Annotated in this window: 14 protein-coding genes; 1 reads left to right on the top strand and 13 read right to left on the bottom strand. The window is 36.6% G+C overall.

Annotated elements, in window-relative coordinates:
• Window positions 1-115: 115 nt before the first annotated feature.
• The 5 genes from adhE to AC1Q8M_RS17205 form a co-directional block, all read right to left on the bottom strand.
• Complete coding sequence (gene adhE, locus AC1Q8M_RS17225) at window positions 116-2,719, bottom strand: bifunctional acetaldehyde-CoA/alcohol dehydrogenase (protein ID WP_000260463.1); 2,604 nt, start codon at window positions 2,717-2,719, stop codon at window positions 116-118.
• A 261-nt stretch (window positions 2,720-2,980) separates the two neighbouring features.
• Window positions 2,981-4,114, bottom strand: a complete 1,134-nt coding sequence (locus AC1Q8M_RS17220) for a bifunctional cystathionine gamma-lyase/homocysteine desulfhydrase (protein WP_001201921.1) — start codon at window positions 4,112-4,114, stop codon at window positions 2,981-2,983.
• Window positions 4,115-4,117: 3 nt separating this feature from the next.
• Window positions 4,118-5,041, bottom strand: a complete 924-nt coding sequence (locus tag AC1Q8M_RS17215) for an O-acetylserine dependent cystathionine beta-synthase (RefSeq protein ID WP_098683983.1) — start codon at window positions 5,039-5,041, stop codon at window positions 4,118-4,120.
• A gap of 82 nt (window positions 5,042-5,123) precedes the next feature.
• Complete coding sequence (mtnN, locus tag AC1Q8M_RS17210; RefSeq protein ID WP_001217027.1) at window positions 5,124-5,819, bottom strand: 5'-methylthioadenosine/S-adenosylhomocysteine nucleosidase; 696 nt, start codon at window positions 5,817-5,819, stop codon at window positions 5,124-5,126.
• Between the two features lie 14 nt (window positions 5,820-5,833).
• Window positions 5,834-6,472, bottom strand: a complete 639-nt coding sequence (locus AC1Q8M_RS17205; protein WP_000536323.1) for a class I SAM-dependent DNA methyltransferase — start codon at window positions 6,470-6,472, stop codon at window positions 5,834-5,836.
• A 136-nt stretch (window positions 6,473-6,608) separates the two neighbouring features.
• Between AC1Q8M_RS17205 and AC1Q8M_RS17200 the strand changes: the two genes are divergently transcribed.
• Window positions 6,609-6,824, top strand: coding sequence for a YrzA family protein (locus tag AC1Q8M_RS17200; RefSeq protein WP_000010984.1), 216 nt, complete (start codon window positions 6,609-6,611; stop codon window positions 6,822-6,824).
• Between the two features lie 35 nt (window positions 6,825-6,859).
• On the opposite strand, the gene AC1Q8M_RS17195 is transcribed toward AC1Q8M_RS17200, so the two are convergent.
• The 8 genes from AC1Q8M_RS17195 to mltG form a co-directional block, all read right to left on the bottom strand.
• The gene (locus AC1Q8M_RS17195; RefSeq protein ID WP_000897094.1) at window positions 6,860-7,522 is read right to left on the bottom strand and encodes a YrrS family protein; all 663 of its coding nucleotides are present in this window, start codon (window positions 7,520-7,522) and stop codon (window positions 6,860-6,862) included.
• A 116-nt stretch (window positions 7,523-7,638) separates the two neighbouring features.
• Window positions 7,639-9,393, bottom strand: coding sequence for a peptidoglycan D,D-transpeptidase FtsI family protein (locus tag AC1Q8M_RS17190; RefSeq protein WP_098683982.1), 1,755 nt, complete (start codon window positions 9,391-9,393; stop codon window positions 7,639-7,641).
• Window positions 9,394-9,486: 93 nt separating this feature from the next.
• On the bottom strand, window positions 9,487-9,963 hold the full coding sequence (gene greA, locus AC1Q8M_RS17185; protein WP_014894880.1) for a transcription elongation factor GreA: 477 nt from the start codon (window positions 9,961-9,963) through the stop codon (window positions 9,487-9,489).
• 278 nt (window positions 9,964-10,241) lie between these two features.
• Window positions 10,242-10,880, bottom strand: coding sequence for a uridine kinase (gene udk / locus AC1Q8M_RS17180; protein ID WP_000537080.1), 639 nt, complete (start codon window positions 10,878-10,880; stop codon window positions 10,242-10,244).
• 17 nt (window positions 10,881-10,897) lie between these two features.
• The gene (locus AC1Q8M_RS17175) at window positions 10,898-12,178 is read right to left on the bottom strand and encodes a peptidase U32 family protein (RefSeq protein WP_000217961.1); all 1,281 of its coding nucleotides are present in this window, start codon (window positions 12,176-12,178) and stop codon (window positions 10,898-10,900) included.
• Window positions 12,179-12,196: 18 nt separating this feature from the next.
• Window positions 12,197-13,126, bottom strand: a complete 930-nt coding sequence (locus tag AC1Q8M_RS17170; RefSeq protein ID WP_000742795.1) for a peptidase U32 family protein — start codon at window positions 13,124-13,126, stop codon at window positions 12,197-12,199.
• Between the two features lie 7 nt (window positions 13,127-13,133).
• Complete coding sequence (locus AC1Q8M_RS17165) at window positions 13,134-13,775, bottom strand: O-methyltransferase (RefSeq protein WP_000389102.1); 642 nt, start codon at window positions 13,773-13,775, stop codon at window positions 13,134-13,136.
• A 203-nt stretch (window positions 13,776-13,978) separates the two neighbouring features.
• On the bottom strand, window positions 13,979-15,049 hold the full coding sequence (mltG, locus tag AC1Q8M_RS17160; protein ID WP_000572135.1) for an endolytic transglycosylase MltG: 1,071 nt from the start codon (window positions 15,047-15,049) through the stop codon (window positions 13,979-13,981).
• Window positions 15,050-15,249 lie beyond the last annotated feature (200 nt).

The raw sequence follows: 15,249 nt of genomic DNA, 5'->3' as shown, positions 1-15,249 counted from the left end.
TCCTCCATTTCACTTTATCATATTCTATGAAACTGAAAGACCAGTAAATACAGCCATTCTGGGAGATGTTTTCCAACAAAAAAAGAGCCGCTTTACTGTGGCTCTTTTTTAATCATTATTCACCTTTATATGCTTCCATATAAATTTCTTTCAGCTCTGAAATAAGCGGTAACTTTGGATTAGCAGTTGTACATTGATCTTCAAAAGCTCTTTCTGCTAATACTCCAACAACCTCTTCAAATTGCTCTTTATCTACCCCTTGTCCGGCAATACTCATATTAATATTTAAGCTTTTTCCAAGCTCAATAATTGCTTTGACGAGTGATTCCACACCTTCTGCTACTGAGCTTGCTGGAAGCCCGAGCATTCTCGCAATATGTGCATAGCGTTCATCTGCTACAAAGTGCTCATATTTTGGGAACAATGCGTGTTTTCTTGGCTTAATAGCATTATAGCGGACTACATGCGGCATAAGAATTGCATTTGCACGTCCGTGCGGAATATGGAATTCTGGACCAATTTTATGTGCTAAGCTGTGATTAATACCTAGAAAAGCATTTGCAAATGCCATCCCTGCAATTGCAGAAGCGTTATGCATTTTTTCCCGTGCTTCTTCATCATTTCCATCTTTATATGCTCTCGGTAAATATTTGAATACGAGATCAATAGCTTTTAATGCTAATCCATCTGTATAGTCATTTGCCATAACAGACACATACGCCTCAATTGCATGTGTTAAAACATCCATACCAGTATCTGCTGTTACATGTGGCGGTACTGTCATTACAAATTGCGGATCAACAATTGCTACATCTGGTGTTAATTCATAATCTGCGAGCGGATACTTTATATTATTTTTCTTATCTGTAATAACCGCAAATGGTGTCACTTCTGATCCTGTTCCTGATGTTGTTGGAATCGCAACAAACTGCGCCTTATTTCCTAATTCCGGATATTTACATGTACGTTTTCTTATATCTAAAAACTTCTGTTTAATGCCATAGAATGTCGTTTCTGGATGCTCATAGAATAACCACATTCCTTTTGCTGCATCCATAGCTGAACCACCACCAAGTGCGATAATTACATCTGGCTTAAAGCTTCTCATCATTTCCGCACCTTTAAAGACAGTTTCATCTGATGGATCTGGTTCGACCTCAAAGAAAACTTCAATTTTCACATCATTTGCATGCTTGTTTAAATAGTGCGTGACTGTATCCACATAGCCATGTTCAACCATTCCAGGATCCGTTACAATAAATGCACGTGAAATGTTAGGCATATTTGCTAAATACGCTGTAGCATGTTTTTCAAAATAAATTTTTGGCGGCAATTTGAACCACTGCATATTCTTTTTTCTATTTGCCAGCCTTTTTATATTTAATAAATGAGTCGCTGTTACATTTTGGGAAACTGAATTTTTTCCGTAAGAACCACAACCAAGTGTAAGTGATGGAATAAATCCGTTATATATATCCCCTATTCCACCTTGTGATGAAGGTGCATTTACAATGAGACGGCAAGCTTTCATACGTAATCCAAATTGCTTTTGCACTTCTTTATTTGTAGAATGAATAACTGCTGAATGTCCTAAACCACCGAGGTTCAACATTTCTTCGCAATATGTAAATCCTTTTTCTAATGAATTCGCCTTCACACAGGCTAATACTGGGCTCAGTTTCTCACGAGATAACGGGTATGCTGCTCCGATACCTTGAATTTCAGCTACAAGCATTTTTGTATGTTCAGGAACAGTAATCCCAACTAATTCGGCAATATACTGTGCTGATTTTCCTACAATATCACTATTTACTGCACATGTATTTTCATTTATAACGAGCTTTTCTAATTTTTTTCTTTCTTCTTCTGTTACAAAGTAACAATTGTTTTCGATCATTTCTGTTTTAACATCATCATAGATTTCTTTATCGACAATGATTGCTTGTTCCGATGCACAAATCATACCGTTATCAAATGTTTTCGATAAAATTAAATCATTAACAGCTCGTTTTACATGTGCTGATTTTTCTATATAACACGGTACATTACCAGGACCTACACCTAGTGCTGGTTTTCCAGTAGAGTAAGCTGATTTCACCATACCAGCGCCTCCAGTTGCTAGAACGAGTGCCACACCCTCATGGTTCATTAATTGTTTTGTCGCTTCGACAGACGGTCTTTCAATCCATTGAATACAATGTTTTGGTGCACCAGCTTTCATTGCTGCATCATATACGGTTTTCGCTGCTGCCACCGAACAATTTTGTGCAGAAGGATGAAATGCGAAAATAATTGGATTTCTCGTTTTTATCGCAATCAAAGCTTTAAACATTGTTGTCGACGTTGGATTCGTTACTGGTGTTACCCCAGCTACTACACCGACAGGTTCTGCAATTTCTATTATTTCTTCATGAGGATCTTCGTGAATAATTCCTACCGTTTTATCTTGCTTTATACTATGCCAAATATATTCAGTGGCAAAAATATTTTTAATGCATTTGTCTTCATAGACACCACGGCCTGTTTCTTCAACAGCCAATTTTGCAAGTGGCATATGTTGATCAACACCTGCTAATGCCATTTCATGAACAATGTTGTCAATCTGCTCTTGTGTAAAACTTTCTAATGCTTGTAAAGCTTGTTGACCGTTATTTACTAACGTATCAATCATCTCTTTTACCTCTTGCATTTCATTTACAACTTTCTCTTTGACTACCATGTAAATTTCCTCCTATTCTGTTATCACGGTCTTTATAAGTCCCTACAGGTCATAATAAGTCCCGATTAGCGAAAAAAAATAGAGTTACCGTCCTACATGAACCCCATTGTTTGTGAAACATTTCACAAGTTTACTCGTGAATAACATTTCATGAATTCAATATACATGAAATCATTTCATTTGTGTATGTCTAATTTGTGAAATGTTTCACAAATTAACATAATAAAAATGCACTGCTCCACATTAGCAGTGCATTTTTTATTACGCTAGCGCTTGTGCTAAATCTTCAATTAAATCTTCACCATCTTCAATACCGACAGAAATACGAATTAATGTATCTGTAATTCCTAATTCTTTACGGCGATCTGCTGGGATTGATGCATGTGTCATTTGAGATGGGATAGAAATTAAACTTTCTACTGCTCCTAAGCTTTCAGCAAGTGTAAAGTATTGCAGTTTCTCAAGTACTTTATTTAATGTTTCCTCACTATCTACATCAAACGAAATAATAGCACCAAATCCATTTGCTTGTTCTGTTGCTAATTCGTGGTTTTGATGTGATTCAAGACCTGGGTAATATACTTTATTTACTTTTGGATGATTATTTAAGAATTCAGCAATAGCGCGTGAATTCGTTTCATGTTCTTCCATACGAATTCCTAATGTTTTTAAACCGCGAAGTAGTAAGAAGCTATCTTGTGGTCCAAGAATACCTCCTGTTGAGTTTTGTACAAAGTGAAGGTCTTCTGCTAGTTGTGGGCTATTTACCACTACTAGACCTGCAACTACGTCACTATGACCTCCTAAATATTTCGTTGCACTATGAAGTACAATGTCTGCTCCTAAAGAAATCGGCGACTGCCAATATGGCGTCATGAATGTATTATCAATAATTGTTAATAAATCTTTCTCTTTAGCAAGAGTAGATATTTTCTTAATATCAGTAATTTTTAGTAATGGGTTCGTTGGTGTTTCCACATAGATCGCTTTCGTATTTGGACGAATTGCTTCTACAACTTCCTCTAAGTTTGTTGTGTCTACAAATGTATGTTCAATACCGAAGCGGTTTAATACTTTCGTAATAACACGATACGTTCCACCATAAACATCATCTGTTAAAATAACGTGGTCACCTTTTGAGAACAACATAATTGTCGCTGTAATAGCAGCCATTCCAGAACCGAATGCAAATCCAGCATGACCATTTTCTAATACAGCAATCATTTCTTCTAAAGCTGCACGTGTTGGGTTACCTGTACGTGAATATTCATATCCTTGATGCTTACCAACCGCTTCTTGTTTGTACGTACTTGTTTGATAGATCGGTACGTTTACAGATCCAGTTGAAGGTTCTCCTATGCGAATACCATGAATTAACTTTGTCTTTGCTCTCATTTTTTATTCCCATCCTTTGTATATGTCTTTACTTAAATAGCGCTCACTACTATCAGGAAAAATGGTTACAATATTTGTACCTGGTGCTGCCTTCTCTGCCTCAAGTAAGCTCGCATGAAATGCTGCTCCTGAAGAGCTCCCAACGAGAAGTCCTTCTTTTTGCGCTAATTCTTTCACTCGTAAAAATGCATTTCGATCAGAAATCGTATGAATTTCATCAAAATAAGATGTCTTCAAAAATGGCGGGATAAATTCCAGTCCAATTCCTTCGGTCTCATGTGAACCAGCCTTACCACCATTTAAAATAGATCCTTCTGGCTCTACGATAACTGTTTTAATATCTATATTTTTTTCTTTCAAATAAGATGCAGTCCCCATAAACGTACCGCCAGTTCCTGCTCCAGCAACAAATATGTTAATCTCTCCATTCAGTGCATCCCAAAGTTCAGGACCTAGTGTTTTGAAATAGGCACGCGGGTTTGCTTCATTCGCAAACTGACTTGGAGAGTATGAATTCGGTATTTCATTTACTAATTCTTTTGCTTTTGCAATTGCACCGGTCATTCCTTGCTCAGTCGGTGTATGCACGACCGTTGCACCTAGTGCTTTCATTAATTCTTGTTTTTCAATACTAAATTTCTCTGGTACACAAACGATAACACGTAAATCATGTTCTAATGCTGCAAGTGCCAGTCCAATACCAGTATTCCCAGCAGTCGGTTCAATAATTGTTCCACCTTGGGTAACAAGCCCTTTTTCTAGCGCATCTTCGATTAATTCTCTTCCTAAACGATCCTTAACGCTTCCGCCTGGGTTATAAAATTCAAGCTTTGCAAATAAGCGGATCCCTTTCGGAAGTGAAAAACGAGTAATTTCTACAATTGGTGTATGACCAATTAACTCATGAACTCCACGATATACATTCATCGTGTTCTCCCCCTTGTTTGCCAATAAAGAAAAGGCAACTGTATGTATTTTCTTTATATGAGACAGTTGCCTTTTTGTTACATTACTTTAACTCTTCTAACACTTTTACGATAAAGTTTGTAGAATGAAGAGCTGCTTGATCTAAAAACTGATCAAATGAAACATTTGATTCTTTACCAGCAATATCAGAAAGTGCGCGAATGATAACAAACGGAACTTCATATTGGTGGCATACTTGTGCGACAGCTGCTGCTTCCATTTCTACCGCATAAAGATTTTCAAATTTATCACGGATGGCTGCAACGCGGTTCGGATCACTCATAAATGAATCGCCTGTTGCAATCATGCCTTTTACAACTTGAATATTTTCTTCAGTTTGCATACATTTCTCAGCTAATGCAACTAACGCCTCATCAGCTTTAAATCCAGGCGGCATTCCTGGTACTTGACCATATTCATAGTTAAATGCTGTTACATCTACGTCATGGTGACGAACTTCAGTGGAAATAACTACATCACCAACGTTTAGAGAATGATGGAATCCACCAGCTGAACCAGTATTAATTACTTTTTCAGGCTTATATTTTTCTAATAAAATTGTCGTTGACATCGCTGCATTTACTTTACCAATACCAGACTTTAACAAGATTACTTCATGTCCTGCTAATAGTCCTTTCGTAAATTCACAACCTGCAACCGTTTCTGTTTCTGCTTGTTCTAATTTGTCACGTAAAATACGTACTTCTTCTTCCATTGCTCCAATTACAGCAATTCTCAATCTAATCCCTCTTTCTATTGCTTAGTTGCCTCCATTACCCAAACGAAATGATTTAATCTCGTAAACGTTACATGGAAGCCATTGTTTTCAAAAATAGTCTGCATAACTGGAATACGTGTATAGTATTCCGTTTGCAAATCGTTTGCTAACTGGTGAAAACCTCTTTGTTTTGCTGTTTCAACAGTTTTATCATATGCATCTTGATCTGCAAATATCGTATCAGCAAACACTATTTTACCACCTTTGTTTAGCAATTGACTATACTTCGCAACCGCTACATTTTTTTCATCATCTGTTAAATGATGAAATGCATAGGTGCTTACAATGGTATCAATTGAATTTGGGACTTCAAACGAAAGAAAATCACCTTCTGTAATCGAAAATTCTTTTGGCAATTTCTCTTTTGCAATCATACGCATTTCACGCGACGGTTCTATACCGTAAACTGTGCGGCCAGCAAGTAATAATTTATTTGTTAAATTACCTGTACCGACACCAAATTCTAATACATTACCAAATGACTTGTTAACTACATCCTCTAGAATATCCTCATAATGGGCGAAAACTTCTTTATATTGTATATCTTCGCCTTGTACGAATGAGTCGTACGTATGAGCCCACTCATCAAATAAACCATTAAATTCTGTGCCCATAAAAATTCCCCTTTTTCTTATCGGTTTTATCAGTATGATATTCCCTCTTTCTAAAAATGTCAATTGAAATGTACATGGTATTTCCTTCTTTTCTTTGTTACACTATAGTTGATTACATAGGAGAGGGGCCGTCTTCATGTCATTTACCTTTGAAATGTTAGAAGATAAAGTAGAATTTTTTGAAGCGGGAGACTTAGCTTCTTTAGAACGAAAAATTAGTGAACAAATCGATAATAATAAAGCACTTATGCTTGAAGTTCATCACATCTCACATCAAATGGTTATGGATCCTGAAAGCAAAAGACCGTATTATAGCGCGGTTGTTCATTTTAAATTAAAGAAATTGCGTTAACTAAAAAAGAGAAGCTCCTAAGGAGCTTCTCTTTTTTAGTTTAGAGTTTGAACAAGTACTGGTTTCCAGCCCTCATTGTCTACCCAATCAATATTTACGTAATATCTTTTTCCACTTTGCTTATCTTGAACGTCACCATAAGCTTTACTCTTTCCAGTTTTGTCTCTTCCAACAAAATGGAATACTAATTGCTCCTTCGGTACTTCAATACCTGCAGCAATTGCACTTTGCATCTCATTCCAATCTGATGACCCCTGTTTAAACGTCATCGCTGGTGATGAACCTTGTTCTGTTCCTACAGCTTTCCAAGAAGGTTTTGTATAAGCCTCTTTTGCCTTGGATACAGTTTTTTCAGCTGATACTTTCTCGTTAGCTTTCGCTTCTTCTTCAGCTTTTTTCTTTTCTTCCTCAGCCTTTAACTTCTCTTCTTCAGCTTTTTGCTTAGCTTCTGCTTGCTCTTTTTCTTTTTCTTTTTTCTTAGCAGATTCTTTATCTTCTGATTTTCCAGCTTTCTCATTCTTTGTTGTTTGTTGAGAGACTTTCTTATCAGTAGAAGATGCTTGCTCTTTCGTACTAGGAACGAACAATTGATATGCTACAATAGCTACTAATAGTAATACAATAGCGATTGCAATATTTAAAACACCGTTTTGACGACGTTTTTGTTGTTTCTGTTGGAATCTTGATCCTCCTGCCATTCTCCAAACCTCCATGCAGTTTTTCCTAATTGCTATTGTAACATTAAATCTAGAAAGGTTGAACATTTACAATGATATTTTCATGAAATGAAAACAATTCACTATAAATTGCAAGATTACTTTTCATTCTCCAATTGATAGATTGCTCCTACCATATCTTTAAAAATAGGTGTGACTTTATTCACTTTGTTATCAGTCTCTAGATCTACAACAACTAAAGCATATCTTGGATTCTCATACGGAAAATAACCTGCAAACCAGCGATTCACCCTCGTCCCTTTCCCTGTTTGCGCTGTCCCGGATTTTCCAGCGACACTGAGCGGTAACGAGCGGAATGCCGTTCCTGTTCCTTTCTCCCTTGTTACAACGCCTCTTAATAACTCTTGTAATGTTTTCACTGTTTCATACGAAAGCTGTTTTCCATGTAACGTATGGTTCTCAAATGTAAAAAAATCCGCTCCATTTTTATATACTATTTTTTCAACAGCTTTCACTTCCATCTTTTCTCCATTCCTCGCAATCGTCGCCATCATATTAGCAATTGCTAGAGGTGATATACGTACATCTTTCTGTCCAATCGCTGTTTGCTCTACCGCTTTTTTACTATTTTTGTTTTCTTCATTCCCCCAAATAGTAGTGCCTTTTTCTTCTGGCATTTGCTCGAAATGAGGTGTATGAAATACAGAACCTTTCCATCCGACCTTTTCATTTGCTCCTAAAGCTGCTACGTATGTTTCTAGCACCGTCCTATCCTTTTGTAATAGCTCGTTACCTAACTCGGAAAATGTCCTGTTACAGCTCCTAGCAAAGCTCTCTTTGAAGTTAAGTGTACCCATCATAACTTGTGGGTCGTTTTCACCATATAAATCTTTATTACAATTAAATGTCCGATTAAACAAATTTACTTTTTGATCAATGACTGCAGCTGCAACTACTGTTTTAAAAACAGAGCCTGGAAAATGCGGCGTTAACATTTGATTTTCAAGTGTAGTCTTATATAAATTCTTATCTCTTACTTGTAAAGACGGCTTACTGACCATCGCTAATATTTCATTTGTCTTTACATCAAGTAATACTAATCCACCCTTCTTTATTTCATTTGCTTCAATCACTTCTTCTGCTTTTTGCTGCAACCCTTTATGTAAAGTAGTTTGAATCCTAACTGGGTAAAATGGATTTCCTGGTGAAGTATATTTCGCTTGCTTTCCGAAAATTGGTTCTCCTTGCCGATCTACTTGATACAATACTTTTGCCTCTCCATCAGTCAATAAAAATTCATCAAATGATTGCTGTAATCCTGAAATACCTATCGGCGTTTGTTTTGAAATTTTTTTCACTTCTCCATATCGCTTTTGAAATTCTCTTTCGTTCTCCCCTACATCACCAATTAAATGATTTATCTCCCCAGTTTGTTTTAATCGCACTTCAGCTGCTACAATACCTAATACATGTAATCGATTCACCTTCTCCATCTGCTCTCGTGTCACTCGAAATGGAGCAGTTTCCCCTTGCAGTATAAATGCATTTTTTTTATTTTTCATTTGTCTTCTGATCTCTTGTCTCGACACACCAATGATATGCGCGATTTTCTCTAACATGTCATTTTTTATTTGTAAAAATGGAAAAACAATTAAAACAGGATACTTTTCCTCACCTATTTCTTTACCACTACGATCTATAAACTGCCCACGTCCATCGTCTACTGCAATGGATTGCGTACGTTGCGTAACACTTTTTTCAATTAAATTTATTTTGCGATCAGTAAATGATTCTGTATCTATAATTTGGATTTGAATTAAACGACAAAGCAATAAAAACATAATGCCCATAAAACAAATTAAAACAATTGTAATTCTCCGTTTTATTTTCATAAAAAAACACCTCGTCTATTATAGTTTGGACGGAGTGTTTCATCTTTTATACAAATAAAAAAATCACTCGTTTTTACACGAGTGATTTTTTTATTATTTTACAGAGACAATCTCTACTTGCATTTCTCCGCCTGGTGTTTGGATTGTTACTTTCTCACCAATTTGCTTACCTAATAAGCTTTTTGCGATTGGAGAATCGTTAGAAATTCTTCCTTCAAATGGATCAGCTTCCGCACTACCTACGATTGTGTACGCTTCTTCATCTCCATTTGGTAATTCTTTAAATGTTACTGTTTTACCTAATGTAACAACAGTAGATACTTCGCCATTATCTTTAATGATAACTGCGTTACGAATCATATTTTCTAATTGTGTAATACGTCCTTCTACGAACGCTTGCTCATCTTTTGCTGCATCGTACTCAGAGTTCTCAGAAAGGTCCCCGAAGCTACGTGCGATTTTAATACGTTCCACTACTTCTTTACGTCTTACTGTTTTTAATTGCTCAAGTTCGTTCTCTAGTTTTTGCTTACCCTCTTGCGTCATAGGGTATGTTTTTTCTGTTGACATATTTTCCACTCCTTTTATATACCAATCCCCCGAAAAAAAGAGGAGTTCCATATGAAAACTCCTCCGCTTCCATTGTTAGCGGAGGTTTCTAGTACCCTTGCACTAGCGGAGTTGTCACATACAACCCCGTATTTCCAATTCTTCTTTATATAAAGAAGATATGTATGGAAAGTTGATATAAATATGCCCTCACCTATATATAGATGAGGTTGCATGTTTCATTGTATTCGATGGGAAGGGAAAAAATCCCTTCCTACCGTATATCTTTTACTATGCTATTACAAATTTACTTTTTGTTCAAGAATTGTTGCAATTTTTGTCACCATAATATCAATTGCAACATGGTTTTGTCCACCTTCAGGGATAATAATATCCGCAAACTTCTTAGAAGGCTCAATAAATTGATTGTGCATTGGACGTACAACAGTTACGTACTGATCAATAACTGAATCCATCGTACGACCGCGCTCTTTAATATCACGCTGCATGCGGCGCAGAATACGAAGGTCAGCATCTGTATCAACGAATAACTTAATGTCCATCAACTCACAAAGACGTGGGTCTTCTAAAATAAGAATTCCTTCTAAAATAATTACATCTTTCGGCTCAACTGGAATAATTTCTTCTGAACGCGTATGCAATGTATAGTCATATACAGGCTTATCAATTTGCTCATATGCAAGCAACTGCTGCAAATGTTCAATTAACAGATCATTATCAAACGCAAGCGGATGATCATAATTTGTTTTTAAACGCTCTTCCATTGGTAAATGGCTTTGATCTTTGTAATAATAATCTTGCTCCAAGATTAAAATGGAATGACCTTTAAAATGGTCAAAAATCGCTTTCGTTACACTTGTTTTTCCTGATCCTGAACCACCAGCGATTCCAATTACAACAGGCTTATTCGTCCCCATTCGACTACCACTCTTTCTTATTGAAGTATGCTTTTGCGCATCATATTATTCACATACACTGGTTGATCCACTTTGAATTTCACGATTTGCAACGGATGTCTCGCTGCATCTAATTCGTTTCCATCCTCATCCCAAATTTTCTCCACCGTCTGCGTAAAGTTTTCTATTTCTGGTCCAAAGAACTCCACTTCATGTCCTGGTTTGAAATGATTACGTTGCTCAAGCGTTACGATGCCCGTTTCTTCATTATAATCTAACACTAAACCAGCAAAATCATACGTTGTTTTCTTACTATGATTTCCAAACATTTGCTCTTGATGTCCTGGAACCCCTTCAAAGAATGCAGGAGCTGTATCACGATTTGCACATTTATCAAGCTCATCTAACCATTCTTGTTTAAACTCAAAGTTATCCGGATCCGCACAATAAGCATCAATTACTTTACGATATACAGTTGCTACAGTCGCTACGTAATGGATTGATTTCATACGTCCTTCTACCTTTAAACTATCGATTCCAATTTCAATCATTTTCGGAATTGATAAAATTAAATTTAAATCTTTTGGACTCATCGCAAAGTGAGCATCTTCTTCTTGGAATAGAGGAAGCTCTTTTGCATCTTTATGTTGTGATACTGTTTGAACTAAATCATAATCCCAGCGGCAAGATTGGCAACAACCGCCACGATTAGAGTCACGCGCTGTCATATGGTTACTTAGTGTACATCTTCCTGAATATGCGATACACATTGCACCATGGACGAATGCTTCAATTTCAATATCCACTTTGTCTTTAATTTCTTTCATTTCTTCATAGCTTGCTTCACGAGCTAATACAAGACGATGTAAACCTTCTTCTTTCCAATACTGTGCTGCTTTCCAGTTGGATAGTGATTGCTGTGTGCTTAAATGCACCTCAACAGAAGGCGCTACACGTTTACACGTCTCAATGATAAGCGGATCAGCAACGATAATTCCCGTTACACCAGCTTTTTCAATCCCTTTTAAATATTCCTCTAGCCCGTCCATATTTTCATTATGTGCGAAAATATTTGTTGTTACATATATTTTCGCTCCATATTTCTTTGCAAATTCAACGCCTTCTGCCATATCTTCCAGCGTAAAGTTACCTGCATTCGAACGAAGACCAAATTCTTGTCCACCTAAATATACAGCATCTGCCCCATAATGGATAGCTACTTTTAATTTTTCTAAGTTACCCGCAGGGATTAACAGTTCAGGTTTCTTCACAATAACGCGCTTGCCATCGATCACTCGTGAAATTTCTTGTACAGTCATTTCCTACACCCTCCTCGTTTAGTAAACCGTTTCTTTAAAGAAGAATCCTGTGTCTAACGGACGATTTACTGGTTGCATTTCTTCTATTTCTTTATATAGAGCATCTTTCACGTCATAATACGCATCACGATCTTCTACGCATAAATCAATCGCTTGACGATATTTCTTCGTTACTTCAATAATGTATTCAGAACTTTTTAGTACACCATCGATTTTTAAGCTGTCAACTTCAGCTTCGATTAGTTCCTCTAATTCATCGATGAAACAAATATCGTTCGGACTCATAATATGAGTACCATTTTCATCTTCATAGATTGGATATTTATTATTACGCTCTGGGTCATATAAGAACATATTCTCTTCATATTTTTTCTTTTCAACGTCAAGATTACGTCCTTGATACTCAAAGTAGTTTCCTACTAATGAACGCTTCGATTGGAACATACAAGTCATACCGTGAATTTGTACTTCTAGTTCCACTTCAGCATTTTCTTTTAAATCAACAATTTCATCTAAGCTCAGCTCACGAGCTAATACAGCACGCTTCGCTCCTCTTTGGCCCCAGTAATTACAAGTGAACCAATTCGTTGCTGTCGTTTCTGTATTCCAGTGCAACTGCATATTTGGCGCTACTTCGCGAACAGCCATTAATACTGCTGGATCTCCGAAAACAATTGCATCTACATTTACTTCATTTAAAAATGAAACGTAATCTGTTAATTCTTCTACTTTATCGTTGTGGAACATAGCGTTCATTGCTACGTATACTTTCACACCATTTTCATGCGCAATCTTCACAGTTTGTTTTACATCTTCACGTGAAAACTCCCCTGCTAAACGTAAACCAAACTTTTGCTCACCGATCATTACCGCATCTGCTCCTGCTTTCGCAAGAAGTTCGATATCCGCCACCGCTCTTGGCGTTACTAACAATTCAGGTTTCTTCATACCTTGGTCACCCTCTCTTTTTACTAACAGCTACTCCATCACCAATTGGGAAAATCGTTGTATCATATCCTTCATGGTTCATAAGCCACTCATTGTACGTCTTAATACGACGGATTAAACCACGTGTACGTCTGTTTTCAATCTTCTCTTTTGTCGTTACAAGACCATGGTACATAACATTATCTGAAATAATTACGCCACCAGGATTTAATAACGGTTCATATAAGTCAAAAAAGCGACGATACTGTCCTTTTGCTGCATCAATAAAAATAACGTCAAATGTCCCGTGTTCTTTTACTTGTTCACCTGTCTCTAACGCATCACCGTAAATAACTGAAATACGATCTGTTACTGGGGAACGTTCTATATATTCAAGTGCTTTTTCATATCGCTCACGATTGCGCTCAACTGTCACAATACGTGAATTTGGAATAGCTTGCATCATACGAATACTAGAATAACCGATTGCTGTTCCAAGTTCTAAAATGCTTTTCGGTCCAATTAAACGTAAAAATTGCAGCATAAATTCCATTCCAAGTCGATCCATAATCGGCACATGATTTTCTGTTGCATATTCTTCCATTTCAAGAATTAATTTATCTTTCGGATCAATAAATGATAATAGGTACTCGTTAACTGCATCCTCCATAAATGGTCCTCCTTATTTACATGGAGAAGTGCCTCTATGACGTCTTTTCCCACATAGAATGCAATAAAAATACAAGCCAGCTTTACCCTTAGCTTGTACGTCCCGTTTTGATATTAAAAACGATTCTTCTGCCAGTTTTTAACCCGATATATTTTACCACAAAAAAGAGGGATGTGCGACTTTTTTCGCTATCCCTCCCCATTTCACTGTTTTTTCGTAATGTATTTTTGCTTTAATGCATTATGCTCTTCTAATGTTTTCGCATAGTACACTTCACCACTTGGTGCAGCTAAGAAATAATAATAATCTGTTTGCGCAGGTTCTAACGCAGCTTCCACTGAATGTTTACCAGAGTTTGCGATCGGCCCTACCGGCAATCCTTTTACAACATACGTATTGTACGGTGAGTTGACCTTTAAATCTTCGTATAATACACGTTGTTTATGTTTTCCAAGTGCATATAATACCGTTGGATCCGTTTGAAGCGGCATACCTTTTGCTAAACGATTATAAAAGACACTAGCGATCTTTTGACGATCTGTAAAACCAGTTGCCTCTTCTTCAATAAGTGAAGATAATGTTAAAAGCTGATGAACATCCCAATTCTTCGCTTTCATTTTCGCCTCATTTTGAACAATGATTGCATTTGTTTTCTCAAGCATCGGAATTACAATTTCTTCTAACGTTGTATCTTTCTTATAAAACGAATACGTTGCAGGATATAAATAACCTTCTAATGGGTATTTAATATTACTATCAAAGATTTTATCCGTTAATAACTTCGGATACTTTTGCTGCATTTTTTGAATAAATGCTTTATCGTTTAATTGACGCGTAACATCATCTTTATTCCACTTTAGTTCTGTCGCAATCGTTTCTGCAATTTCAGTTACTTGCGCCCCTTCTTTAATCGTCACTTTATAAAGAGCTGGACGATGCACGTTGCCAGATGACATTTGTTCGATCACATCTTCAGCATTCATTGAAGGGTTTAATAAATATGTACCTGCTTGTAAACTTTTCGATTTAGCCTTTGTATAAAAACTAAAAACTGTACCGTTTTTTACAGCGCCTTTTTCTTCTAAAATTTCTCCAATTTTACTTGTAGATGATCCTTTCGGAATTTCTACTTCAATCTCTTTTTTATTCCCGCTATCAACTGGTCCTAATGCGGATGAAATATACGCATAGACTGAACCACAAACTAAAAGCAGTGCAATAATCGAAAATAAAAAGATGCGTCTACGCTTCTTTTTCACTTGATTCTCTATCAAAACATTTCCTCCTTACTTAATTGTAGACCGTATGTACACCTTTCTATACAGCACGATGTAAAAACGCAACAAATTCACTTATCTTTTTTAATAGACACTTTATTTTTCTACAATCCGTCTCATTATACTACAAAGACTTACACAGTTTCGACAAAAAATCTTTCATTTTACATATAAATACAAAAAAAGATGGACTGTAT

It is taken from the genome of Bacillus sp. GW823-FHT06A10 (assembly GCF_058795375.1).
Note: the sequence above shows the minus strand (reverse complement) of the source record. Positions and strands in the feature narration are given on the sequence as shown.

What these genes read in the sequence shown, in the direction of transcription:
- AC1Q8M_RS17165 (WP_000389102.1), bottom strand. Translation starts at nt 13,775, where the DNA reads ATGGAGGATGCAGTTAACGAGTACCTATTATCATTTATTGATCCGAAA.
- AC1Q8M_RS17190 (WP_098683982.1), bottom strand. Translation starts at nt 9,393, where the DNA reads ATGAAAATAAAACGGAGAATTACAATTGTTTTAATTTGTTTTATGGGC.
- AC1Q8M_RS17205 (WP_000536323.1), bottom strand. Translation starts at nt 6,472, where the DNA reads ATGGGCACAGAATTTAATGGTTTATTTGATGAGTGGGCTCATACGTAC.
- adhE (WP_000260463.1), bottom strand. Translation starts at nt 2,719, where the DNA reads ATGGTAGTCAAAGAGAAAGTTGTAAATGAAATGCAAGAGGTAAAAGAG.
- AC1Q8M_RS17195 (WP_000897094.1), bottom strand. Translation starts at nt 7,522, where the DNA reads ATGGCAGGAGGATCAAGATTCCAACAGAAACAACAAAAACGTCGTCAA.
- AC1Q8M_RS17200 (WP_000010984.1), top strand. Translation starts at nt 6,609, where the DNA reads ATGTCATTTACCTTTGAAATGTTAGAAGATAAAGTAGAATTTTTTGAA.
- AC1Q8M_RS17220 (WP_001201921.1), bottom strand. Translation starts at nt 4,114, where the DNA reads ATGAGAGCAAAGACAAAGTTAATTCATGGTATTCGCATAGGAGAACCT.
- AC1Q8M_RS17215 (WP_098683983.1), bottom strand. Translation starts at nt 5,041, where the DNA reads ATGAATGTATATCGTGGAGTTCATGAGTTAATTGGTCATACACCAATT.
- AC1Q8M_RS17175 (WP_000217961.1), bottom strand. Translation starts at nt 12,178, where the DNA reads ATGACTGTACAAGAAATTTCACGAGTGATCGATGGCAAGCGCGTTATT.
- AC1Q8M_RS17170 (WP_000742795.1), bottom strand. Translation starts at nt 13,126, where the DNA reads ATGAAGAAACCTGAATTGTTAGTAACGCCAAGAGCGGTGGCGGATATC.
- udk (WP_000537080.1), bottom strand. Translation starts at nt 10,880, where the DNA reads ATGGGGACGAATAAGCCTGTTGTAATTGGAATCGCTGGTGGTTCAGGA.
- greA (WP_014894880.1), bottom strand. Translation starts at nt 9,963, where the DNA reads ATGTCAACAGAAAAAACATACCCTATGACGCAAGAGGGTAAGCAAAAA.